A 24,033-nucleotide genomic window follows, 5' to 3' on the forward strand; every position below is an offset into this window, starting at 1 on the left:
TAACATCCAAATACTTAATAACATTTAACCCTCGTGTTAGCTCAATGCTTTTGAAAGCTGACGCAGTGTTTTGATTTGTTTGCCATAACGGCGACAAAAACGACAAGCAAATAAATGTAATTGTAGATTGCTCTGCTCTATAAACTGAAGTGATCTATCCTGTTTCTCGGAAATTAATTGTGTTGCTTGTCGGCAAGTTAGCATGCGCAATCACCCTTAAGTAACCATTTATTTTCTAGACATTCACGTAATCTAGTTCGGCTTCTATACACCAAGACATTAAAATTTGAGACAGTAATCTCAAAACACGAACTTAAACCCAATTAACTCTTATTAAATAGATGAAAATAGAGACTACGCTCACTGTAGACACAATGAACAGAATTAAAGTCATTCCAATGAGTTAACACCTGAACAATGCTAAATAGCGTTTAAAGAAAACCCCCAACGAGTGTGCAGCATCAATACCGTCCGAAATGTATAGATTAAATATTTGTGGTAGTATTGCGCGCAATTGGAAATCTCTTAATCAAGCTAGAAGAGTTTCGTTCTTTGATGCTCACGCTCAATGTATCCAAATATTTAGTCATAGCATCTGTTCGATCAGATCAATGGGTTGAGCTTTGCCTAAAAATGTTTGGACATACATCAGTGATGAATTCTTACTTTAAGTTTATTTCCCACTATTTATCATAAATAGTCTACTTTCTAATCCGCTCAATCATTTTATTAGGTTGTTTAACACTGAATAAAGGCATGATTTTTTATGAATATTGAAAAAACTCAGACACCACGAATCAGTGTTGCACCCATGATGGATTGGACCACAAAAGACTATCGTTTCTTTGCTCGCTTATTTAATCCCAATGTCGTGCTGTATACCGAGATGGTCACTACAGGCGCGATTATTTACGGTGGTGCAAATCGGCATCTCGATTTCAATCAGCAAGAGCATCCGATTGTGCTACAACTCGGCGGCTCAAATCCACAAGAACTTGCTACCTGCACCAAAATGGCCGAAGACTGGGGTTATAACGAAGTTAATCTCAATGTCGGCTGTCCAAGTGATCGCGTGCAAAACAATAAAATTGGGGCTTGCTTAATGGCTGAACCCAATTTAGTTGCAGAATGTATTCATAGTATGCAAAAAGCAGTATCGATTCCTGTAACTGTAAAGCATCGTATCGGGATTGATGACATGCAATCTTACGAAGAAATGCTGCATTTTGTTGATACGGTGGCATCAACAGGCTGCACACATTTTATTGTACATGCACGTATTGCGATCTTGCAGGGCTTATCGCCGAAAGAGAATCGCGAAGTTCCACCATTACGCTATGAAGATGTCTATCGTTTAAAGCAAGAACGCCCACATCTAAAGATTGAGATTAATGGCGGTATCAAGACCTTTGAAGAAACACAACAACATTTACAGCATGTTGATGGCGTCATGATTGGTCGTGAGGCATATCATAATCCATACTTATTGGCGGAGATGGGTGAACTTTGGAATTTGGAAGCACCTAATCGTTTTGAGATCATGCAGCACATGATGCCTTATATTCATCAACGCGTTGCTGAAGGTGCTCCACTTTCGATTATCACTCGCCATATTCTAGGTTTATTTCAAAATCTACCTGGCGCACGTAAATGGCGTCAGGCCCTCAGTGGTGGAAATGCCAAAACGATTGCTGATATTGAAAATGCAATCATCAATATCCAAACAGCGATGCAACGTACTGAAGATTACGTTCGAGAACATCAAAGTTAATTTGATGTTCTAAGCATAACTTTTGCACATCGGAATATAGCGTAATCCGCCATTTTCAATCACTGTTGACGTTACTATAAATCCAAAATTTTCATAAACGGACTGCGCATAACAACTAGAATTCACAGTAATTTTTGAATGTTGCTGAGAAAGTTTATCTTCTAAAAACATCCAAAGCTGACGACCTATTCCTTGCTGTTGTGAATCCTGCTTAACAAAAAAATGAATCAAATGAGAAGGTTGTTTATAAGCAATCACACCAATAATGGATAAATCTTTCTCCAAAACAAAATATTCAATACTTTGCATTTCAAGTAATTTCTCAATCATATCCTGACTAAATTTTGCTTCACCCTCTGCATTCAGTGCAAAATCTTTTATATATGGCTGAATTAATTCTACTATTTGCTTGATATCTGTTACTTTTGCTGGACGTATCACTTGTTATTCTTTCCATTTTTCACTTTAATAAACAATAGTTTATTATTTTATAGATCACAAAGCTTTGTTTCTTTGAATCAGCGCTTGCGTATATTTTTCAACCAAAAAAGAAATATAATCTTACAAATCATTTTATCCAAACTAATTAACAACTAAATTCATGATAATAAAAAGATTCTTTATGTGATTTTTACGCTAAGTTCCTCACAACACCCTCAAAAAGTTACGTTATTACATTGCAAATAAGTTTTTTTAAGATTTATCGCTTAATATCTGCGAGCCACGGAATTTGGCGACCGCTTCAAAGTTGTTTTAGGATTGGTTGAGATTGAACTATGATTTATGATGCACCCTCATTAGATTCGATGATGCATGCACAGACTCAAAATGCAGTCATTATGCTCAGAGAAACTCCCGCAGATATTACACCGCCATACGCATTATCCAAGAATTCGCAGCAAATTAACTTACAGAAGTTTTCAGATAAACTTTCTCGTGTTTCCTCATTTCATAGTTCAGCAAAGTGTGCCAAATCAATTCGTATCGCATTACAAACAGCGGGCGCAAAAATTGCACAACATCCTATAGCCGCCTCAGATTGGGGTGGAACGCTACAAAAGATTGGCTATAAGCAAATTGACCCTGCTTTTGATAACCCAATGCCAGGTGATATTTATATTATTCATCGTACCAAAAAACATGTGTATGGTCATATTGCTGGTTTTACAGGCTCACAATGGGTTTCTGATTTTAAGCAAACTAGCTATGACGTTTATAAAGACAAAAACGTCACTTATACTTATTACCGTCTTGGTTAATAAAACACTGAATCAAAGCCTAAACGAAGATTATGTTTTAGGCTTTTTAGCATCTAATTTTTTCAGCACTTCAGCCACCGCCACCATCGCAAAGCTTGACGTCACCACCACCGCAGAACCATAGCCGCCACAACGTAAACCTGCGCTTGGACATACATCTGCACTGGAAAATGGATTATCAATCGAATACACGCAAGTGATTCCGAATTTCTCTTTTGGTTTTTTACAAATCCCTTTTGAACGCAGCTGAGTACGTAACTTTGCCAACATTGGGTCTTGTTCGGTCTTGGACAAATCTGCCACGCGAATCTTCAGTGGGTCGAGTTTGCCACCCGCTCCTCCCGAAACAATCAACGGGATTTTGTTAAAGCGGCAATGCAGCATCAAGGCAAGTTTGGCTTTGACATCATCGATGCAATCCAAAACAATGCTTGGTACTGGGTTTAGAATCTCTTTGACATTATCAGGCATCAGATAATCATCAATCACGTTTACTTTCATGCGTGGATTGATCTGGCGACAACGCTCCGCCATCACTTCAATTTTTTCTTGTCCGAGTGTTGAGCTCATCGCTGGCAATTGACGGTTAATATTGGATGCTGCTACCACATCCATATCGACCAAAGTCAATTCACCAATCCCTGTACGTGCCAGTGCCTCAACCGCCCAACTGCCAACACCACCAATCCCAATCACCATGACATGACTGTGTTCATAATGCGAAAATGCACGATCTCCATAAATTTTGGCGACACCAGCAAAACGGCGGTCATATTCGTCATTTGGAATTAATAAGTCGGTCATCATTACAAGCAACAGGGAGTATTTTCACAATATTATAGCAAGAGTTTATTTGAGTGTAATGAAAGAATATTTTTTCAACTTCATTCATTGTAAGATATAAAACAACATGTTATACACTATAAAAACAAGAGCTTACTAGATATAGACATGATGTCATTACAACAAGATTTTTTAAGATTTACTGACTGGAAAAATGAGTTCTCTGGTGAGGAGTTTGATCAATTTCTTGCCGAATTTGATATACATCATCCTGAATTTTTAGAATGGATTGAACAACATCAAGCGGCTTTGTTGTATAAATAAATTTCATCCCCATACATGTTAGATGAATACAGAATCAAAAAGCCGATACAAAACAACGAGCTGGTCTGAGTACAATCAGGCTTTAAATTATTTAGCACAAAATGATTTTTCTCAAAAAACCATTGATATCCGAAATTTATTTATTAGTTTAGCATTAAATATGGTGGGCGATTATTGTGTTGCACATAATCTAAAAAAGAGATTTCCACTATGGCAAAATACTCGCTATCTAAATGAAAATTTCAATTTAAAACAACGAGTCGACCTATTAGATACTATTTTCAATGCCGATGATTTAGCCATTCACCTTAAATACCCTTATGATTAACGGACAGATTTAAAGCATGTAAACTATTCTCCCATAGCCTTTGAGCTAATTTTTCAGATTCCATATTGAGAACTTGGCTTAACCCCTCTAATACATAAGGTAAATTCACAGGCGTATTACGGGTGCGATGCTCGGTCGAAGTTTGGCAACACAACGGGGTCATATCTGGACAATCTGTTTCAATCACCAAATTTTCACTGCCAATCGCCTGCACTACTTGATGCAGCCTTTTGGCATTTGGATTGGTGATTTGTCCTGTCACCCCAATTTTAAAGCCCAGTTTAACCAATGCCTTGGCTTCTTCGACTCCACCACTAAACGCATGGGCAATACCACCCAATTTGAATTTCTGCGCCTTTAAAATAGCAAGGGTTTCGGCATGGGCCTTACGAATATGCAGCAACACAGGTTTTTGATAATGCGTTGCCAGTTCAAGTTGGGCATTAAAATAATGCTGCTGTTTGGCAAAAAGCTCAGGCTGTTTATGTTGTTTTAAAAAAGTATCTAAACCAATTTCACCTACAGCCACACAGTCATGCTGTTCTAAGACTTGCTCAAGCAGCTGTAAATGTTCTGGCTGATGTTGTTCGATATAAAAAGGATGCAAGCCTGGGGCAAGATAAGAGCTTGGCACATTTTCCCAATATTGTAATTGTTGATGAGTTTGAATCAGATCATCGAATCGGGATTCAACAAAACCAATTAACACCAAAGCATCGACCGCAACCTGTTTTGCTTGTTCAGCCAGATGTTGCCGATCAAGATCAAAATCGGCAACATCAAAATGGGTATGGGTATCGAACAGTTGCATTAACTTTGACTTGGCGTACTTGCAGCAGGCGTAGATGCTGCGGGCGTATCTATTTTTGGTAGATATTCAGGTTTTAAAACACCCTGCAATTCAGTAAATGGAATCACTAACCGCGGCAAACCGACGACATAAGGACCAATTTCATATTCAGCATATTGCAGAATTAAGCCCTGCTCACCCAACAGGAAGTTGTCAGTGACCTTAAACGGCCAAGCCTGCTCATATTCCTCAGGGTTATTGGCAAGTTTGGTGTCTACAATCCAGACCTTGAATGCATCATGCGCCAGCTTGTCCAAAGTTGCTTTTTGCTTCGGTAATAATAGGTCACGCAATTGAATCTGTTTTTGGTTCGCTAAATCAAAGTTATAGTAACGTTGAGAGGTTGAACCATGTGCTCCACCCAAATAACTGCTGCTATTTAAGACTACAGTTGCTAGCTTGCCTTTCGATTGTAAAATTTTAGGCTTAATCATCAAACTGATCTGATGACTACTACTGAGCGCTTTTAACTCTTCATCAATCTTCACAAACGCATTAGCATAGGCTTGTGCCTGAGCATCTAAACCTATTTTTTGCTCAGTCGTTTTTGCTGTAGATGCTGCTGAAGCATCAGCATCAACGACATCGAGCATTTTACTCAGTTGATCGAGAATCTGTTGATCCAGTAACTGGTCAATGAACGGGAAATTACTTTGTAATCGTTCAACGGTAAAATCTGGACAGGTATTGCCTTTACATTCAGGTAAATTTACCTGCAATTTCACGGTTTCACCACGCAGAATTGGCTCAGCAGTTTGCTGTACCACTGGCGGATCTGTCGGTTTATCCTGTGATTCTTTCGGCTCTGATTTCGGCTGGCAAGCAGCAAGCAAAATGGCACCTGCAAGAATGCTATATTTATAAAATGCTTTCATTTAAAACCTATCAGTATTGTTATTACACAAGATTTTTAAATGCTATCGAAGTTAAAGCAAAACCGCTATAAGCGCATGCAATTTCTATACGAAACTCAAGCAAGTAGATTAAAACATTTGCTGATAAATTTCAGGTTGTAGCATCTGTTTGCTTTGTTCAGTGCTTAAATAAATATCCAACTGCGGTGCATCTTTACTTATTTCATTGGCACGATAATGCAAGCCAATTCCTTCCCCATCGAAGAACCAATCTGCCTGCCCCCAATACAGTTTTTTAGGAACTTGTTTCTTCACTTCTGTACTTTGTTTTTCAATCCATTGTTGATAATGTGCTTGAATAATATTATTTAATTCATTTTGCTGATTTTTCTGTATCACATCGAGTACGGTTAGATTTTTTTGTAACTTACGATCAGCAACGAAAAAGTAAAATCTGTCTTTAACCGCAATATCTTCTTGCTGTGTATCAACGCCAATTTGCAACAACACATACTGATTACGCTGTGAAGCAATACGTGTCGTTAAGCGCAGCTCATACGCTTTATTTTTAGAATACTTATCTTGCCATTCATCTGACTTTTTCACATAAGCATTCACGGCTTGCTGTAAGGTTAAATTCTTGTTTTGCTCAATTTGTTGTTGAATCACATTGGCCTGATTTTTTGCAATCCATGCATTCAGCCATTGATCCTGAGTTTTAATGGTTTGAATATCGACATCAATACAGTTCTTCTTTTCACAGAACGGTAAGGCATAATCCGCTTCGGCTTCTTGCATATTGAGGTATGGTAGGACTTCAGCTTTTTCAGTATGCGTTGATATTTGATTTTTGTTTTGAGCTGTATCCGTCTCATTTTTTTTAGGATGATCGCATGCCGTTAAAGCCATCATTCCAATCATTATACTGACAGCAAAAAGTGGTTTTAAAGTATTCATCTCATCCTCCTTTTTTAGATCGTTCAATTAAAAACAGCCTCTAATTTAGAAGCTGTTTTTGTATATTTTTAGTGTTCTCGCGTGTTACGGAACTGAATATCTGGCCAGCGTTCTTGCATTAACTGCAAGTTTACACGGCTTGGTGCAAGATAAGTCAGATGACCGCCGCCATCTACCGATAACTGATCATGCGCTTTTTTCTTGAACTCATTCAGAATTTTTTCATCATCACAATGAACCCAACGTACCGTATGCACACTGACAGGCTCATAAATACAGTCAACTTTATATTCTTCTTTCAAACGATAAGCGACCACATCAAACTGTAACACACCGACTGCACCAACGATCAAGTCATTACTAATTTGAGGCATAAATACCTGTGTTGCACCTTCTTCAGATAATTCTTTCAAACCTTTTTGCAATTGCTTAGATTTAAGAGGATCACGTAAACGAACTCGGCGGAACATTTCAGGTGCAAAGTGTGGAATACCCGTGAAATGAAGTTTTTCACCGCTGGTAAATGTATCACCGATCTGGATGGTACCGTGGTTATGCAAACCAATAATGTCTCCAGGCCAAGCTTCTTCAAGATGCTCGCGCTCACCTGCAAGGAAGGTTAATGCATCACTAATACGTACATCTTTACCTATACGCACATGATTCATTTTTAAACCTTTTTCATATTTACCTGAACAAATACGCATAAAGGCAATACGGTCACGGTGTTTCGGATCCATATTGGCTTGGATTTTAAATACAAAGCCTGTAAATCCTTCTTCGTTGGCATCTACAGTTCGCTCTTGAGTTGGATGCGCTTTAGGTTCTGGTGCCCAATTGATAAATGCATCAAGCACATGATCAACAGCAAAGTTACCTAATGCTGTACCAAAAAGTACTGGCGTTTGTTTACCTTGTAAGAATAATTCACGATCCAGCGGCTCATTTGCCATTTGAACCAATTCGAGCGATTCCTCGAAAGAAGCCCATGCCAACTCACCAACTTTCTCACGAATGTCTGCATGATCATAACCATCACGTACTTCAATGTCCGTAATGGTTGAACCGAAACCAGCTTTATAGACATACAATTTGTTTTCTAGCAAATTGTAAACTCCAGCAAAGTCACGTCCCATACCTAAAGGCCATGTAATCGGTACACAACGGATATTGAGGACATTTTCAATTTCATCCAGTAACTCTAACGGCTCGCGGATTTCGCGGTCCATTTTGTTCACAAATGAAATGATCGGTGTATCGCGCATACGACACACTTCCATCAATTTAATGGTTCGTTCTTCGACACCTTTCGCACCATCGATCACCATTAATGCAGAGTCAACAGCAGTCAAAGTACGATAGGTATCTTCCGAGAAGTCTTCATGTCCCGGGGTATCGAGAAGGTTGATGGTGTGCTTTTTATAGGGAAACTGCATCACTGAGGTGGTAATCGAGATTCCACGTTCTTTTTCCATTTCCATCCAGTCAGATGTCGCTGCACGATCCGACTTACGACTTTTAACCATTCCAGCAACCTGAATAGCTTTACCCCATAACAGAAGTTTTTCGGTCATCGTGGTTTTACCCGCATCGGGGTGGGAAATAATAGCAAAAGTCCTACGAACCTTTACCTGCTTAGCTAATTCATCTTTAAACATGAGAAAAATCTACAATATGTACACAGTTATGTACACATTACTTAACATGTACCTTAACTGAAAAAGTGGGAATTCAAAATTGGCGCAATTGTAGCAGATTTAGAGTTATATAGGCATAGTTGGTAATCCAGCGGCTTGGGGAATTGAGCTACCGATCGTCTATCTATGACGCTACTTAGTTTTATACACTCAATCTATACTTTTGCTTCGGACTCTTCGGTTTATTTGGGATTGTACGCTCAATCAAGCCAGCTTCTATAGCAGGGTTCAAGTAATTCTTTTGGAACGTTGCTCGATGAGTCAATCCGACCAATTGCATCAACTCAGCCAAAGTATAGTCTTCTTGCTTCATTGCCGAAATTAAACGCTGAACTTGATCGCTCACTTGTACGCCAGCTTGAGCGGTAACATGATCACTATCTTGAGCGGTATCAGTTGAACTCAGGATTGCATCTAAAATCATCTGTAAAATGAATTCTATAAAAGGGGCTGAGTCTGTTCGGTCGGTACTTGCTTGTAAAGCCTCATAATAGGCTTTTTGATTTTGGTAGATCAGGCTTTCAACAGGGATATTGGCAAAAATTGGATTCCAACGACTCAATATTAAAGTTTGCCAGAGCCGACCCATTCGCCCATTACCATCAGCAAATGGATGGATAAACTCAAATTCATAGTGGAAGACTGAGCTTTGAATAAGAGGATGCTCTTCGCTATCATTTAACCAATCAAGTAAATCAGCCATCAAACGGTTAATCTGATTCGCAGGTGGAGCCATATGCACCACTCGATCACCTGACATCACACCGACACCACCATGACGATATTGACCAACCTCATCAATCAAGCCTGTCATTAAAATTTGATGCGCTTGTAACAAGTCTGCTTCTTGACTCGGATTCCATTGCTGAAAGGCTTCATAGGCTTTAATGGCATTACGAACTTCCTGAACTTCTTTCAGAGGTGCAATTACTGTCTTACCATTAAGGATCGCCGTGATCTGTTCGGTACTTAAAGTGTTCCCTTCAATCGCAAGTGAGCCTTGAATCGTGCGGATACGATTAGCCTTCCTTAGCTTAAGACTATTTTGGATTTCTTCTAAAACGGTCAAGCGCCCTATATTCTCACTGATCTGTGCAATTAGATGGATAATTTTTGATGTGATGGTATAAGGCGGTTGGTATTTCATTTTTGGCTAACTCCACTAAATTGTGCATTAGAATAAGCTGCACTACTTTCCCCCCAAGAAATCAACCGCCCCTCAAATTCTGGCACTAAAAACTCAATAAATTGATTTAAATCATGCTTGTATAGCTTAGTGCTTTCAGGCTGTTGGGTATATTTTTTATAGCGTTCTTGCCATTTACCCGAACTATCTCTCTCATTCAATAAGTTAGGTTTTTCAGTTACTTTCAAAGTAAGCATAAAATGCTTTATGTAAGCTGGATGATGTTCCATCAAGTTATGAGCCACACTAATCATATCGTTAATATTATTACCTACAGCATAGCCAAATTTTGCACTTAAAATTGAGTTAACCACTGTTTTATAGGGCGCATGTAAAAGATATTTAGGAGTACTAATTCCCATTAGCTCAAGCTCTTTACGAATAGAAAACCACTCATAGTTGAATTGATTGTCGGTAAGGTAATGAGTTTTTATCCATAGTTTAGTGAACTCGACCAATAATTCAGATTTAGTTTTTGATGGAACTTTTGTATCAAGATCAACCTGTTCTAGTGATTCGATATATTTCTGAACTTTTAGTTTATCTTTTTGATTCTTACTCTCTTGTAAATAACTATGTCGTAAGCCTAATTTTTGCTTTAGCTTTTGATATTCAGCTTCATAATCAAAAAAGTATATTTGCTTTGTAGCTTCGTTCTGGACTAAGTTTTGGAATTCGACGAACTCAGTATTCCACTGATTAATGATTTGATTATTCTTTATTTCAGGCTTTAAATAATGACACTCTAAAGTAAAAACTTTTGTTTTAATTGATTGAGCGACTGTAGAATCATTCACTACAAATGCATTTGCATTATTGTTGTAGTAAATATCTTGCATTGACTGCTTCTTCGCTTTTTCTGTTGGTTCAAAATGATTAAAAATCCACAGTAAGCAAGCATTGTTATCTTGATAAAAAATCTTACGATCAATAATCACATTCAAAAAAGTTGTAGAAAGTTGTCCTTCAAAAACAACTAATTGCTTTTTATATAATGAAGATACATCTGGTCTACGCCATTGCTTTAGATCAATGCTTTTACGAACTTGTTCAATATGAATATCACTAAAAGATTCATCCACTTGCAGACTCTTATATATATTCTCTTTTAGCAATTTATGTTGTTGGGTTTCTTTCGCAATCTGATACTTTAAAGCAGTTTTTTCTTGCTCCGATAGCTGTTTAATATGCTTTACAGGACACTTGAAGTTTGGGTTATTTTCCAACTCAGGAATATGTCTGAAAAAGAATGTTGCCGAAGTGTTGATCTGCATGTGATCTGTACGTCTAGCGAGGGTTACAGGTGATTGACACCAAGCACATGTAAAATGAGGCTTGGTTTTATTCCTTTTATATTGCTCTCTTATTTTACTACGCCATTGTGTAAGTTCCATTTCAGATTGTTGAAAGAATACATCAACATCAATCCAAATATTTTGATCGGTATCAATGATATGAATTAACTTCATGTACTCTCCCAACTATTACTTAAATTAGCTTAACAAGCTCTCAATCAGATCGAAGCGCTTATCTTTAATCATAATGAATTTACATTGTCCTTCTGATAAATTAGCCCATAGCTCCCCAATTTGGCGATCATCCTTAGCAGCTTCCCACTTATCAGCCCCTTTATATTCAACCACTAAAATTTTTCCATTAGGTAGTTTACATATAAAATCTGGATAGAAGCGACCATTTCCCTTTTGCAAGTAAAAAGAACAGCCTTCTTTACGAACTAAGTTTCTCACCCAAAACTCAATATTTCCTTTAACTGCTTGCTGATCCAACCAACATGCACAAGCAAACTCTTCACCACTATCAAAAGCCCCAATACGGCCATAGTAATGTTTGTTAAATGCATAATATCCGTATTCACCATTATCATCGCGAGAAGGTGCATAAACATTTGGATGGAAATTAAACTGATATTCTTGTTCGTTTGAGACTGTTATTTGATGAAACTCATCATTGCCAAATAAGAAATTTTGGTAAGCATCATTAACAGCTTCCTTTCGTAAAATATTAATTCTTTTTTCAATCAACTGACGAATTATATATTTCTGAGTATTTGTTCGAGCCAAATCAAAATCATCTTTACTTAACAAATCATTTAGCCACGCAAGAACAAAATTTCGTTTAGCCTCATGAGTTAACGATTCTTCTAAGATATTCTTACATAACCAAGTTGCTAATTTGACTTCATCCCAATTTTCAGGTTTATACACCAAACCTAAATCTCTCTGAAGTTTTGGAAGAAAAGTAACTTTTACCTTGCCTTTAGTCTCATCAATATCTAAAGTTCCAAAATCATTTGAAGCATAAGCTGAATTTAAAATTGAAATATCATCATGCAAAACTTTTGCATCTACTGTTGTTAAATTCCAAGGATATTCAAGAACTTCTGGATCATCAAATAATTGAAGCTCGCCCTGAACCGATAATGCTAGTAGTGGGACTTTAAACTCTTTACCCAATTCCGCAGGTGTCTGAAAATATTCGATAGATTGACGGCTAATCTCGGCCCCTTTCTCAATCTGCTGCACTGACTCTAGTTGTGAAACAGTTTTCGTTAGTTCCACAGTCTCTTCTTTAGTCAACGGGGTAATAATCGTCAATTCATTGGTTTTATTATTCCATTCTACTTTCTTTTTTACCGTAGGTGTAACAGACTTTAAATCTGGCTTTTCAGGTAACGGAATTGTTATTGGTTTCACAATAATTTTAGAATTTCCAAAGTCCAAACGAGCTTGCTCACCCGTACCTGCTTTAACAAATTCAGCCGCTTCTTTAGTATCAAAACCAGCCCCTTCAACTAGGCTATCTCTCAAAGTTTCAGCTGTGTCAGAAAAACTTTTTGATACAACATAAGCATAAGATTGATTTAACTGTTCACTCTGTCTATGTGATGCATTTGGCTGTCTAAGAATACGCCCTAATAATTGCTCAACTGCTGTACTTGATTGCACAGAAGCCATACTCACTAAAATATAAGCAAATGGGCAATCCCAACCCTCAGCTAAAGCTTTTTGAGTAATTACATACTTAATTTTACAAGCCTTATCTAAAATTCCTTTAGGATATTTTGCTGTAATTTCTTCAAGTTCTTTCTCATCTCCTGTAGCAAGAGCGATCTGCTCTCTTGGAATATTCTGATTATTTTCTAGTTCATTAAGTACAGCATAAATATCCAATGTTTCACGAACTTTACTTTTTGCTTCAGCCTGAATAAGTACTATCGGTCTCAGATATTCAAAACCCTGTCTCTGTTCTTCTAACGCTATATGTTCTAAAGACTCTCTTTTATGAATCGCATATGCTAAGCATTGTTGCCAATTTGATTCTGTTTCTAAAACAATCGGCAATTTAATCATTTGTTCTGCTTTTAATTCAGCAGCAGAGACGCTATGTAAAACATTGGTTGGAGTTCTCACTGTGTCTGGTGTTGCTGTAAGCTCCATAATGCCACTTGGCTTAAAACGAGCTAACATATCAAAAGCAAGTTCAGTACGACTATTATGTGCTTCATCAACAATAATAAAAGGGCGATGTAATCTAAGAACGTTAGCTAAAGAATTTGGAACTATTAGATCACTCCCTTCTCCCTCTGTTAATAATTCTGACTTTTGTTCCTCTGTTAGATGCTCAAAATGATGCATTAGCGCACCATTATTTTGATAAACTTTTCTACTTTCTTCTTCTTCTACTTGAAAAGCTTGGCGTGTAGCAACTATAACAACTGTTGAAGTTAAAAGCGTTGAACGAGTAATGCTTTTTGCTTCTTCAATATCCATGACTGTGACTTCACCTGCTTCACGTAATGCTGATGAATATGGATGCTGTTTATTTTTTAAAGCAGTAATAGTTTGTTCACGTATCGTCTTACTTGGAACTAACCACAAGATGATACTTTGAGCTACTCTCAAAAAATGTTTATTTATTAATGCTACACTTTTACTTGCCAACCATGTCTTTCCCCCACCCGTCGGCACACGTAAACAAAAATAAGGCATCTCACTATTAAACCCATTTAATGCATTATAGGCTTGCCCCTTACCCCACAATCGTTCTGTAGTCACATAAAAGGCCGTAGATGCGTTTGCAAACTCATGACAGACTTGAAAATACGCTTTTACACTGTCTAATACTTGATCTTGATATTCTTTAGCAATATACGCAGTCATAGCTTAAACCTCTAAAGCATATGGTGTTTGTTTAAATACAATATTTTCACGTTTAGCATTGCCCCCTAAACGATTAGCAGCCGCATAAATCACTTTAACTCCTTCAAACTTCGGAAGGACATCAAATACTTGCTTTGTAAGAATATTGCCACCTTGTTCGGTAAGATCTTTTAAAATTCCATTATAAAGTAGATAAATTGCACGACCTTCATAGATTCCCAGTAAAGGAGAGTCCGCTTTTCCTGTATAGCCCGTACCTGTTTCACAAAACCATACAAACTCAGCCAACTCTGAGAATGATACATTTGAACGTATATGGCCATTTGCTTCGAACAATGGGTCTACCGAGAGAGTACAATAAAGAAAGTCTCCTGGGAGAGGAGGCATCTTTTGCTCAACTTCGACTTCACCCACTAGTTGTAAACATCCATCATTCACTTCGCTCTTAATTTTATTAAATTCTTGCGAATATTGAGCTTTGAGCTTTTCAAAATCTTCCAAAATAGTATTAGCTTTTTTTAGGGCCTGAAAGTTCAATTTATGAGAAGAAAGTGTTTTCTTTAATTTTCCTTTAAAATCATAGCCATGAATAACTTTTCTCACCCTTTTCGAAGTAATATTTTTCGCATTATTTTCATCTAATTCAATTAGAATAAATTTTCTATTCCCGCCATCTTCTTCATTTTTTTGTAATACGGCATGAGCTGTAGCACCCGATCCAGCAAAGCTATCCATAACTATAGAATTTTTATCAGTAGCAAAATTAAGTAAAAATTTTATTAGATTTGGAGGCTTAGGATGATCAAAGACTTTTCCACCTAAAATATCTGAAAGAGTCTTCATTCCATCTGCATTATAACCTTGCTTATCAAACCAAGTATCTACCTTTTGCGTAGTCTCTCTTTCAAAAAGAAAAACTCGTTGCACTGGTCTAGCAGTTCCAGATTTTCCAAAAATTATACGACCTTCTTGAATACGCTTATTTACTTCATCTTCATTAAAAACCCAGTAACGTCCCTTTGGTGGGAAAAATTTTTCACCCGTAACTGGATTAGTAATTTCGAAATATGGGCCTTTATGATTTGCTGACAAATCAGAAGTAGTCCATGGGCCACGCGAATCATTATCGGGATTAGAGTATGAACTTTTAATGTATTCATCACTTTGTTGTACTTCAAACAATTTCAGTGATGATTCATTTTTCGCATAGGTGACTATATAATCATGTACAGCGGGTATATGACCGACATTATTACCATTAGTTTTTTTCTTCCAAATAATATTTGCGATGAAATTTCTTTCTTCAAAAATTTCATTCATTAGAAGTCTTAAATTATGAAGCTCATTATCATCAATAGAAATAAAAATCACACCATCATCAGTTAGAAACTGTTTTAGTAATATTAAACGTGGATACATCATACATAACCAACGGTCATGTCTATCTAATGTTTCACCTTCTTTACCTACCGTTTCTCCTAACCACTTACGTATTTCTGGACTATTTACATTGTCATTATAGGCCCATTTTTCATTACCAGTATTATAAGGTGGATCAATATAAATACATTTAACCTTTCCAGCATAACGCGGTAAGAGTGCTTTCAAAGCGTGAAGGTTATCTCCCTGAACAATTAGGTTACCACTTTGCTCTTCCCCACATGAAAGCTCAACTACAGGCTCAAGTAGTCGATAAGGAACATCCTTATGATGCTTTTCAACAGCTTCTTTTCCTATCCAATTTAACGTAGGCATTAAGTACTTCCAAAAACATAAATTCCGCAATTTGCATAGATTACCATTTAAAAAAGACTCAGCCCTAGGCTTTTACTCACTCCTTATCATAAGTGTGACAACCTCTGACGTGCTATTCAATTTAGTCTTTTTAGTTTCATTGAATTAAACTATCCGTATTATGGCTCTGCATATGAATCGATACTTGAGATAAACCAGCCCGTTCAAAGCGATATCTCATATATCTAGAAATATCATCTTCGTGTGAGGAAATGATTAACTGTCTATCTTTTAACTCACAACGTAATAAGTCAGTTAAAGAGGCAATATTGATTTCATCTAAGGATTGCACTGGATCATCAATTAAAACTAAAGAGTTCTCGGAATAAACGCGATTTAACGATAAGAAAAAAGCTAGACTCAATGCAGCCAATTGACCAGAACTCATTGCTAGTGTCGCATCATGGTCAGAACTTTCCGCAGTACAGAAGCGAATTTGCTGCCCTTCTGCATAGTCTATAAACAGTCCTAGACCACGTTGATAATTTTGTATTAAGCGCCCACTATAGATATGAAATATTAATTCAATATTAGCGATAATTCTTGAAGAGTAATCACGTTCAGTTTCAATTAGTATTTTTTTCAACCTAATTATTTTAGCTTTTGCATTTAAGTTTGCATTATATAAATCACTCTTTTCCTTTAACATTTTTTTCGTCTGCTGAAGTTCAAAATCCTTAAAGTCTTTAAACTTTTTATTTACATAGTTTTTCTTATGATTTAAATCATCTTCCAGTAAGTCATAGAAATCTTTATGTTTCTCAAAAGTTACACTTATAGCTTCCTCCCACCCTACAGGTAGAACATCTCCTTCTATTTTTTTAAAACCTCTTAAATTAGAAATAATTTTATCTTTTCTAATTTCCAACTCAATATCATCATCTGTATATTCAGAAGAATAACTTATTGCCATTTTCTCAAGACGAGAACTCAAACCGTTCAAGGTTTTAAAAAAGTTTTGGCTTATATTTAATTTGGTGAACAAACTAATATTAAAATCTTTTAAAAAAGCATCTTTTTCTTTTATATACAACTCTTTAATCAACTTTAACTCAGAAGAAATAATCAGATAGACCTTACTTAAATCTTCTGTTGAACTTCCGATTTCTTTTGAATATAAATCTGAAATCACCCTTATATTTTCAATAAGTTTTTCTACACTTCCCCAATCTACCCCACATAAAGCACATATAGTTCCATCCTCACCAAAACTTTGTCTATGTTTTTCAAATAAATCCTCTCGCATTTTATTAAGTTCTAATAACTTCGCTTTTTTTTCTGAGAGCAATGCTAATTTATTATCTTTCTCAATAATATTTTCTTTAAGTTTATCTGAAATAACCACCCCTAAAGAACTTAATTTTGTAATTTCCTCTTGAGAAATAGCATTAAAATCCTTATCCAATATCAATAAAACTTGATCAACCTCTAAGAGTCTTCTATTAATCAATTGAAGATTATCAAAATTACTTATATGCTTACCTATAGATACAAGCAGCAACAAAGAACTATCATTATCAATGATAAATTTTTCAATAGCTGAATTTTGATTTCTTATGCGTATATCTTCTTTTCTTTTACAACACTCTATTAATAGATCAATTTCTTTTATAAAATTATTATAATTTACATCAGCCTCTTGTAAAAAAATTTCTTCATCATCCCATTTTGGAGATGTTCTTTGTGTAGATATTTTTTTATATATAACATCATATTCATTTTCAGAAATATTTTTTTCCAAGATATTTTTTAACTTAGCATCTATCTCATCAATTTCTACCTTTTGTGCTTTTTCCTGTTTTGTTAATTTACTTTCGACTTTATTACAAATATCAATACGTTTCTTTATTTCAGTTGTTTTTATTAGTTCTTCCAAAGCCTTCTTACGATCAGTGATTTTTTTCGAAAAAACAAATTGACTTTGACCTTGGTGTAAATAATTTAACATTGAATAGTTAGAACAAAAACTTTCACCAAAAAACTGTTCAAAAAAATTATTTTCTAACTTATTCTCAGTAGATTCAGAGTTAAAATCATCTAATTTATATAAACTAAAAATATCAAAATTATTAGCTTTATTATTAATTTCGACTTTTAAATCATTGACAAACCCCATTCTAACAAAAAAAAGTTTTTCATCATCATGATCATTCATCAACTCTACTTTAATTTTTAAATCAACCTCACCACTTTTTTTGTTCCAATATAGATTATCTTTGAACTTCTTTTTTGTCTCAACCATCACAAGCTTATAAAGATCTGATATTCTAGATATTTTTCCTGTAAACAACAATTCAATAGCATCAAAAGTAGATGTTTTTCCATACCCATTTGGACCTTCTAAAGTAATCAATGAAGACTTATTGAAATCAAATTCTATCTTTGTAAATGCTTTAAATGCTTGAATCTGAAGCTTTGATATTTTCCAATTCTTCACTTAATAACTCCGCTATAACTTCATCAATACTATCTGCTTCATATTTTCCAATCAAATCATAGGTTTTGACTAAATTTTCAGCATTTACTTTTTCACTTACACTATCAAACAGATTTTGAAATGATTTACTAAATTTTGGAATTTCTAGAAATGGAAATTTAATAAACAGTCTTGTAACCAAACTATGGAATGAAGGTTTTAGAGGATCTTTTTTGTACTCATCAAACTCATCCATTTTCTTAATTTGACTCTTAAAATCCTCATAACTTTTTCCAAGAAGCAGTTTTTCTTCAGCATCTGAATAATAAAAAAAATATTTTTTGAAGTAAAAAGGGTTTTCTTCTATTTCTAAAACTTGTTCTTCTATTTCATTAAAATCATTTAAAAAAATAACTTTATAAATAAGAATTAAATCACAATTTTTTTTAAAAGCAGGATGTTTTTGCAATGTTTCAGGAAGAGATTCATTAATGAGATCATGAATACTTTCAACAGATAATAATTGATCTAAGACATGTACAATCAAGTACCTTTGAGCTTCACCATTTTCTTTAATGAAAAAATCTGTATTATCTAACGATTTTTCCAAAATAAATCCTGAATCAATCACAGCTTCGTGCATAATTTTTTTAAGCATTATTTAACTCGCCCTGTGCTGTAGGTGTACAAATTACTTTTACAGGAAGCTCTTTCAATATATGATTTTCCGCTTTATTTTCATCGATAGTGATTCGTGTCACACTGTCATTATAAGCATTAATTTCAATATTTTTGTGAACCTCACTACCTGATATTAAAATATTATACTCATATAAAATTTTTACTAATAAATTATTACTACGAAGTTGTTCTATCAATTTAGTTTTAAATGATTCAGCACGTCTATCTTGCAACTTCAAGGCTGTAGGTAAGTATTTTTTTGAATCTTTAGAATAATGAGGAAGGTCAACTAATACAATATTAGCTGAGATATCGGTAATGATTTCAGCATAAGTACTTACATCATCATTCCTTATTTGATCAGAAGATGATAGGCGGATAGATTGTTTTATATATTCTAACTCGGCATCATCCATTTTATAAATATGCTTAAAAACATCATTAAATAAGCCTATTTGTTGTATTGTAAAATATTCATTACTCTCACATACATAATTTTCCAAAGTATCAGCAAAAAGATTTCGCAATCTTCTCATCTCATATGGAAGATCCTGTACTAAATTAAAGTCTGTAATTAAAATTTCTAAAATTAAATCACTTTCAATTGTATTTTCATAAGCCGCTCTATTCTGACTTGTTCCCTGATGGATCAAGGAATGAATTTCAATAACTTTTGAAGTGATCATTTCTGATAAATAATGATATTTCTGCTCTACAAGTAGCAAAGAGTTTTCCAAAGAATTCTTATTCAAATATTCTTCTATTTTTTCTTTAATTACTCTCTCAATTCGATCTAATTTACAATAAGAATCTTCATCATATTTATAAAATTCAACTATTGCTTTTTTCTCATTTTCATAATCACTAGAATCATCAATTTCATTAGCGATATGGAAGTATCTTTTTGTATTAGGACAACAATCTATACATATTTTTGATGACTTATTTAGTGCTTTTTCAAATGCAGATCTATAAGGAGATGCCTTAGCCTTAACTTGATGAACCGATATTGCAATACCATCCGAATAAATGGCAAAGTCATCAGTACTATCCAACTGTAAAGCAAATTTCTTGACTTCTTTCCCCTCGAAGCTTTCATCCAATAGAAGCTTAATAGAATGAAAAAGTGCTATCTTTCCTTGATAGACGAAGCCTCCCCAAGATGATATTGCACTGTCAGGCAGCTCCTCTGTCATATAAAACCCTATTATTTATAAATTTTATTTCTTTCCAATATACATGAAATCTATTTTTTTGCAAAAAACTAAACTACTTCAAATTTGGGAGCTTTCGCCCCCGAACTATCGACTTGCTAACCTTCGCTCAATCCATTAATTTACCTCAAGTGCCGACCAACCAACACAATTCACACTCAACTTAATTGGCTTGGGAAATGTTGAATCGTAACACTTAGATTGAGGATTAAGTTTTTCATATATAACTAAACGGCTAATACCCGTAACTGCAATGACTTCTTTAATCCTAATGATTTGGTTTATGTGAAATATCTAATCATCTGATAAATACGTTTTATTTCTCCAACAATTATCAAAACTAAATTTAGAAAATGAACTAATTCACAGCCCTTACACTCCCCTGCAACCCCTGCTGAATGTCCTGCACAAAAGCCTTCTCCTGATTAAATTTAGACTTCACCTTGGCTTTTGTGTCAGGCTGTACTTGCTCAGATTCAACAACATTATCCGTATAATACTCCTCTACTAAATCGAATCCTTCCTCAGAATTCACCTCAAACCGTGCAATGGCAAAGCATTGTCTCGCCATTTGATCTAATGCAATTTGATTAAAACCCATCGCTTTGCTTTGTTGATCAATCTCTTTAGCTGTCTGAATCGCTTGTTGCAGGCTGACTCCCTCCTTGAGTGTCAAATCCACGTAATACACAGGAGTTCGATAACTTTGCATGGTGGACTTACCTCTTAGGGTCAGTTGTAACGGTAGACATGACAGTAAACCATTCGATGCTGCATGGTAATAATTTAACCGTGCTGCCAAAGTGCGGATACTGTTAAAACCTGTGGTTCTAAAAATGAATGTACCGAGTTCATCACTTTCATCCAAATTGACATGTAAACGTCCATAGAGCTTGCAGTTTCCTCCTTGTGCCAATGAGCATAAGTCTGGTGAAGGGCATGGGTGCTGCTCTACACCTTGATTGGTCAGTCGTTGACAAGTTTCTCCATTGCCGACACAGATAGGCCGTCCTGTTTGTCTATCAAATAAGCTGTACTCAGCCCTTAGATTTAGGTCAGGATCATTGAAGATCATCCGTACTGGAATGGTACGGAGTTTTTGATTTGGTGCTTTACTGCGTAATTGCTCATCAAGCGGATGCTTAATCCACCCTTCCTTGCTTTGAATTTGACTGGTAATGGTAAATTGGTCGTCCTTTTCAGGCAGTCGTTTACCGTTCTTTTCAACGACTTTACCAATACTGATACGTCCAAGGATCGGTGGTGTAATCGCTAAACCTTTAATCATGATATTTTTCCTCTAAATAAAATTTTACTGTTGACCCTTTGTTATGTAAGCAAATACAAAACCGTTTAAAGATCAGATGAAATGCAAAGACCGCCATTGTTGGCCTACCGCTCCTTCGGGAGTCGGTAGGTCGGGGGTGGTTTTTTGCGCTTTTTTGAAGACTGGAAATATTGATGTGATGGATTCAGTCATCGGTATAGATCTGAAAACGTCGTGTCCCGACTTTGTTTTGAGGGAATTGCTCAATCAATTCAGGATGAAGTTTCAGTAGAGCCTTCGTATCTAAGCCGATAGAGTCTTTCGCTCTTTTCCACGTCACTGAACCAGTGGCAAAGGTGGCTCGTTCAGCATCCTTCATCAACATCTGGATTTGATGCTTAGTTTCATCAAAGTTATTTTGATGCTGCTCAATGTGATGCTTTTCTTGAATCAGTTGAGCAAACAATTGATTGGCTTGTTCGTTATGACTCAAGTCTTCAACAGTTAATGGAATATGTTGCGGATAGAGCTGCTGTATGGCTTTGGCTGCCGACTCACTGGCATCTGCATCAGGTGGTATATCTTTTTCCACACAATCCCAGAAGTAACGTTCCGCATTGATGATATGTTTGATCACGGATTCGGAGCGCGTCACTTTGAAGATTTTGGTTTCATGACCACAGATCAGCACACAAATATGCGCTGCCTTTTTGCCTGTTACAGCGAGTTGATGTTGCACCTGACACAATACGTATAAAGGCACACCATCTCGCCATAACTTTGCTCCATATTCCCCTGCGGTTTTGCATTCCAGAATTTGAACTTCATCACTACCCACAACGGAGTAATCCAGATTGGCAAGCATAAAATGCTTATCAGGATCTGGATGCTGAAGCACTGCATTGATTCTGCGTACCTTGTTATTGGTATGCATGCTGTAGTATTCAGCGACCAAAGGTTCAAGCTGTTTGCCCCAATATAAAGGTGCATGTCCTGCACTTTCATCTTCAATGGATTGTTTGACTCGTCCTGTTTTGATCATCCACAGTTCAAGCATCGACATATAGGGATTGAGTCCACACGCTGCGGCACAATCACTACTACCAATACCTTGACGTCTGACTTCAAGCCATTCTGCCTGAGTCATATTCTTTGTGTTAACCAAGCGTTTGGCTGTGAATAATTTTGGGGCAATAAATGGAGTACTTGCCTGTTGAATGGATGGATTTAAAATTGCGGTATTCATATTGGAGTCCTGATTATTTTGCTATGTAAAATGATGGGGATCACAAAAAATGGGCATAAAAAAACCACAGCCGAAGCTATGGTTTTAATAATTTTTAAAATTCTAAATTCCATTTAAAAATGCTTAGTTAGGTCTAACTTTCCATGATTGAAAAATGTATATTCCGCACTATGAAAGCATATTAAGTGCCTGTTCCAATCCTCGTTGTTTGATCGATGCGCCAGCACCAAACCAAGCTGAATCAAGTCGGTGATCGGTACTCATGGCACGTCGTTCGTGGTCTATAAATTCTGTGATTGAACACAGCAATCCATAGGCTGTTCCTTTGGCTGAACTTAGCTCTGCACCTCGTCCTTGACCATTAAACATTTCCATAGTTCGACTCATCGATTTCGCATTCGGTTCAGATTTTTCCTTGCCATTGGCTTGTGCTTGTAAGGCTACATCACGGTAGAACTGGATGATGTTGTCCTCCTGATCCACCACATTGTTCATTGTGCTGTTATTGAACACGGCATCAAAGTAAGCGGATGCTTCCATCTGACTCACTTTACGTTGTGTCAGTTGCTTCATTTCATACATATGTTCCTCCCATGCACGTACTGAAATACCCAATTGCTGTTTGACCTTATCTGCATCAAATTTAGTACTGTGTGGAACTTTAACCACACCTGCACTGCTGTTCTGACCTTTTAGTGCAATGGCTAGAGTGTTGTTACACACCACACGAATGGAGGTAAATTGTGCAGTGGTGGCAAGGGTTCCGTCACATGCTGTTGCCAAGAGCATATAGCCATTACTGACATCTTTGCCCTTTAACATGGATGTTTGTCCTGTCCGTGCCAATGCCCAGAATTTCTTGCCACCTTTGAGTACGCCTGCGGTTTCAAGTTCAAAACCTGATTGCTCGGTTAGATCCCGATAGAACTCTAAAATCTCTAAAGGCTGAACTTCTTGAAAGCGTTGGCTGACGACTGATAGTGGTGCATGAGTATCTGAACGATAAAGCACTCGCTGTTCTCCATAAGGCAAGATGATACTTTGCCCTCGTTCATTCTGTGCCATATAACTGACATTGGAGGATTCAATGCGCCAATCCATGCCTGCTTGTTGTGCCCAGACGTCAATCGGTTGGTTTTGTGTCAGTTGATTGCCGAGTCCATGCCAAGGGGTTTCACCGACATACGCCATTTGTTCAAGTTGATGTGCCATCGTTTTATTCCTT

Annotated in this window: 22 protein-coding genes and 1 pseudogene; 4 read left to right on the forward strand and 19 right to left on the reverse strand. The window is 36.4% G+C overall.

Features of this window, described 5'->3' with window-relative positions:
* Positions 1-36: 36 nt before the first annotated feature.
* Positions 37-204: a hypothetical protein gene (locus CDG55_RS12445; RefSeq protein ID WP_087537292.1), complete on the reverse strand. Its 168-nt coding sequence runs from the start codon at positions 202-204 to the stop codon at positions 37-39.
* Positions 198-296, reverse strand: a pseudogene (locus tag CDG55_RS12450) (RNA polymerase subunit sigma); the annotation flags it as partial. The gene CDG55_RS12445 and the pseudogene CDG55_RS12450, both read right to left, overlap by 7 nt.
* 470 nt (positions 297-766) lie before the next feature.
* Between CDG55_RS12450 and dusA the strand changes: the two are divergent.
* Positions 767-1,771, forward strand: a complete 1,005-nt coding sequence (gene dusA, locus CDG55_RS12455) for a tRNA dihydrouridine(20/20a) synthase DusA (RefSeq protein WP_087537293.1) — start codon at positions 767-769, stop codon at positions 1,769-1,771.
* Positions 1,772-1,780: 9 nt separating this feature from the next.
* Here the strand turns inward: dusA and CDG55_RS12460 are convergent, their stop codons facing one another.
* Positions 1,781-2,212 carry a GNAT family N-acetyltransferase gene (locus CDG55_RS12460; protein ID WP_087537294.1) on the reverse strand — a complete coding sequence of 144 codons (432 nt, stop codon included), beginning with the start codon at positions 2,210-2,212 and terminating at the stop codon, positions 1,781-1,783.
* 335 nt (positions 2,213-2,547) lie between these two features.
* On the opposite strand from CDG55_RS12460, the gene CDG55_RS12465 reads away from it, so the two are divergent.
* Positions 2,548-3,030, forward strand: coding sequence for a hypothetical protein (locus CDG55_RS12465; protein ID WP_004658972.1), 483 nt, complete (start codon positions 2,548-2,550; stop codon positions 3,028-3,030).
* 30 nt (positions 3,031-3,060) lie between these two features.
* Here the strand turns inward: CDG55_RS12465 and CDG55_RS12470 are convergent, their stop codons facing one another.
* Complete coding sequence (locus CDG55_RS12470; protein WP_087537295.1) at positions 3,061-3,834, reverse strand: ThiF family adenylyltransferase; 774 nt, start codon at positions 3,832-3,834, stop codon at positions 3,061-3,063.
* Positions 3,835-3,981: 147 nt separating this feature from the next.
* On the opposite strand from CDG55_RS12470, the gene CDG55_RS15285 reads away from it, so the two are divergent.
* Complete coding sequence (locus tag CDG55_RS15285; RefSeq protein ID WP_162620840.1) at positions 3,982-4,137, forward strand: hypothetical protein; 156 nt, start codon at positions 3,982-3,984, stop codon at positions 4,135-4,137.
* A gap of 22 nt (positions 4,138-4,159) precedes the next feature.
* Complete coding sequence (locus tag CDG55_RS12475) at positions 4,160-4,465, forward strand: hypothetical protein (protein WP_087537296.1); 306 nt, start codon at positions 4,160-4,162, stop codon at positions 4,463-4,465.
* On the opposite strand, the gene CDG55_RS12480 is transcribed toward CDG55_RS12475, so the two are convergent.
* The 15 genes from CDG55_RS12480 to CDG55_RS12550 all read right to left on the reverse strand — a co-directional run bounded on the left by CDG55_RS12480 (position 4,446) and on the right by CDG55_RS12550 (position 24,020).
* Positions 4,446-5,276 carry a TatD family hydrolase gene (locus CDG55_RS12480; protein ID WP_087537297.1) on the reverse strand — a complete coding sequence of 277 codons (831 nt, stop codon included), beginning with the start codon at positions 5,274-5,276 and terminating at the stop codon, positions 4,446-4,448. The genes CDG55_RS12475 and CDG55_RS12480 overlap by 20 nt on opposite strands.
* On the reverse strand, positions 5,276-6,190 hold the full coding sequence (locus CDG55_RS12485) for an RsiV family protein (RefSeq protein WP_087537298.1): 915 nt from the start codon (positions 6,188-6,190) through the stop codon (positions 5,276-5,278). Before CDG55_RS12485 ends, CDG55_RS12480 begins: the two co-directional genes overlap by 1 nt.
* 108 nt (positions 6,191-6,298) lie before the next feature.
* Positions 6,299-7,126 (reverse strand): hypothetical protein, encoded by an 828-nt coding sequence (locus CDG55_RS12490; RefSeq protein WP_087537299.1) that lies wholly within the window; start codon positions 7,124-7,126, stop codon positions 6,299-6,301.
* A 68-nt stretch (positions 7,127-7,194) separates the two neighbouring features.
* Positions 7,195-8,784: a peptide chain release factor 3 gene (locus tag CDG55_RS12495; RefSeq protein ID WP_087537300.1), complete on the reverse strand. Its 1,590-nt coding sequence runs from the start codon at positions 8,782-8,784 to the stop codon at positions 7,195-7,197.
* 181 nt (positions 8,785-8,965) lie between these two features.
* Positions 8,966-9,970 (reverse strand): Fic family protein, encoded by a 1,005-nt coding sequence (locus CDG55_RS12500; RefSeq protein ID WP_032056195.1) that lies wholly within the window; start codon positions 9,968-9,970, stop codon positions 8,966-8,968.
* Positions 9,967-11,478 (reverse strand): DUF6035 family protein, encoded by a 1,512-nt coding sequence (locus CDG55_RS12505; RefSeq protein ID WP_087537301.1) that lies wholly within the window; start codon positions 11,476-11,478, stop codon positions 9,967-9,969. The genes CDG55_RS12500 and CDG55_RS12505 overlap by 4 nt, the downstream gene beginning before the upstream one ends.
* 24 nt (positions 11,479-11,502) lie before the next feature.
* A complete protein-coding gene (locus CDG55_RS12510; RefSeq protein WP_087537302.1) occupies positions 11,503-14,190 on the reverse strand; it encodes a DEAD/DEAH box helicase family protein in 2,688 nt (895 codons plus the stop codon).
* Between the two features lie 3 nt (positions 14,191-14,193).
* Entirely contained in the window at positions 14,194-15,945 is a 1,752-nt protein-coding gene (locus CDG55_RS12515) for a site-specific DNA-methyltransferase (protein WP_087537303.1), read from the reverse strand.
* 136 nt (positions 15,946-16,081) lie between these two features.
* Positions 16,082-18,421 (reverse strand): AAA family ATPase, encoded by a 2,340-nt coding sequence (locus tag CDG55_RS12520; protein ID WP_032056202.1) that lies wholly within the window; start codon positions 18,419-18,421, stop codon positions 16,082-16,084.
* Complete coding sequence (locus tag CDG55_RS12525) at positions 18,378-19,058, reverse strand: ABC-three component system middle component 1 (RefSeq protein ID WP_032056204.1); 681 nt, start codon at positions 19,056-19,058, stop codon at positions 18,378-18,380. The genes CDG55_RS12520 and CDG55_RS12525 overlap by 44 nt, the downstream gene beginning before the upstream one ends.
* Positions 19,051-20,277: an ABC-three component system protein gene (locus tag CDG55_RS12530; protein WP_032056206.1), complete on the reverse strand. Its 1,227-nt coding sequence runs from the start codon at positions 20,275-20,277 to the stop codon at positions 19,051-19,053. Before CDG55_RS12530 ends, CDG55_RS12525 begins: the two co-directional genes overlap by 8 nt.
* Before the next feature lie 135 nt (positions 20,278-20,412).
* A complete protein-coding gene (locus CDG55_RS12535; RefSeq protein WP_081404026.1) occupies positions 20,413-20,589 on the reverse strand; it encodes an AlpA family phage regulatory protein in 177 nt (58 codons plus the stop codon).
* Positions 20,590-20,653: 64 nt separating this feature from the next.
* The gene (locus CDG55_RS12540; protein ID WP_032056208.1) at positions 20,654-21,583 is read right to left on the reverse strand and encodes a hypothetical protein; all 930 of its coding nucleotides are present in this window, start codon (positions 21,581-21,583) and stop codon (positions 20,654-20,656) included.
* Between the two features lie 184 nt (positions 21,584-21,767).
* The gene (locus CDG55_RS12545; protein ID WP_032056210.1) at positions 21,768-22,808 is read right to left on the reverse strand and encodes a YqaJ viral recombinase family protein; all 1,041 of its coding nucleotides are present in this window, start codon (positions 22,806-22,808) and stop codon (positions 21,768-21,770) included.
* Between the two features lie 168 nt (positions 22,809-22,976).
* On the reverse strand, positions 22,977-24,020 hold the full coding sequence (locus CDG55_RS12550; protein WP_087537304.1) for a DUF932 domain-containing protein: 1,044 nt from the start codon (positions 24,018-24,020) through the stop codon (positions 22,977-22,979).
* Between the last annotated feature and the right edge of the window lie 13 nt (positions 24,021-24,033).

The organism is Acinetobacter sp. WCHA45 (assembly GCF_002165255.2).
In the GTDB taxonomy this organism is placed as follows: domain Bacteria; phylum Pseudomonadota; class Gammaproteobacteria; order Pseudomonadales; family Moraxellaceae; genus Acinetobacter.

Excerpts from the sequence above, each read along its gene's own strand:
- CDG55_RS12475 (WP_087537296.1), top strand. The coding sequence starts at position 4,160 with ATGAATACAGAATCAAAAAGCCGATACAAAACAACGAGCTGGTCTGAG.
- CDG55_RS15285 (WP_162620840.1), top strand. The coding sequence starts at position 3,982 with ATGATGTCATTACAACAAGATTTTTTAAGATTTACTGACTGGAAAAAT.
- CDG55_RS12465 (WP_004658972.1), top strand. The coding sequence starts at position 2,548 with ATGATTTATGATGCACCCTCATTAGATTCGATGATGCATGCACAGACT.
- CDG55_RS12540 (WP_032056208.1), bottom strand. The coding sequence starts at position 21,583 with ATGATTAAAGGTTTAGCGATTACACCACCGATCCTTGGACGTATCAGT.
- CDG55_RS12480 (WP_087537297.1), bottom strand. The coding sequence starts at position 5,276 with ATGCAACTGTTCGATACCCATACCCATTTTGATGTTGCCGATTTTGAT.
- dusA (WP_087537293.1), top strand. The coding sequence starts at position 767 with ATGAATATTGAAAAAACTCAGACACCACGAATCAGTGTTGCACCCATG.
- CDG55_RS12525 (WP_032056204.1), bottom strand. The coding sequence starts at position 19,058 with ATGCTTAAAAAAATTATGCACGAAGCTGTGATTGATTCAGGATTTATT.
- CDG55_RS12505 (WP_087537301.1), bottom strand. The coding sequence starts at position 11,478 with ATGAAGTTAATTCATATCATTGATACCGATCAAAATATTTGGATTGAT.
- CDG55_RS12550 (WP_087537304.1), bottom strand. The coding sequence starts at position 24,020 with ATGGCACATCAACTTGAACAAATGGCGTATGTCGGTGAAACCCCTTGG.
- CDG55_RS12510 (WP_087537302.1), bottom strand. The coding sequence starts at position 14,190 with ATGACTGCGTATATTGCTAAAGAATATCAAGATCAAGTATTAGACAGT.
- CDG55_RS12530 (WP_032056206.1), bottom strand. The coding sequence starts at position 20,277 with ATGACAGAGGAGCTGCCTGACAGTGCAATATCATCTTGGGGAGGCTTC.
- CDG55_RS12470 (WP_087537295.1), bottom strand. The coding sequence starts at position 3,834 with ATGACCGACTTATTAATTCCAAATGACGAATATGACCGCCGTTTTGCT.
- CDG55_RS12490 (WP_087537299.1), bottom strand. The coding sequence starts at position 7,126 with ATGAATACTTTAAAACCACTTTTTGCTGTCAGTATAATGATTGGAATG.
- CDG55_RS12485 (WP_087537298.1), bottom strand. The coding sequence starts at position 6,190 with ATGAAAGCATTTTATAAATATAGCATTCTTGCAGGTGCCATTTTGCTT.
- CDG55_RS12495 (WP_087537300.1), bottom strand. The coding sequence starts at position 8,784 with ATGTTTAAAGATGAATTAGCTAAGCAGGTAAAGGTTCGTAGGACTTTT.
- CDG55_RS12545 (WP_032056210.1), bottom strand. The coding sequence starts at position 22,808 with ATGAATACCGCAATTTTAAATCCATCCATTCAACAGGCAAGTACTCCA.
- CDG55_RS12500 (WP_032056195.1), bottom strand. The coding sequence starts at position 9,970 with ATGAAATACCAACCGCCTTATACCATCACATCAAAAATTATCCATCTA.
- CDG55_RS12515 (WP_087537303.1), bottom strand. The coding sequence starts at position 15,945 with ATGCCTACGTTAAATTGGATAGGAAAAGAAGCTGTTGAAAAGCATCAT.
- CDG55_RS12445 (WP_087537292.1), bottom strand. The coding sequence starts at position 204 with ATGCTAACTTGCCGACAAGCAACACAATTAATTTCCGAGAAACAGGAT.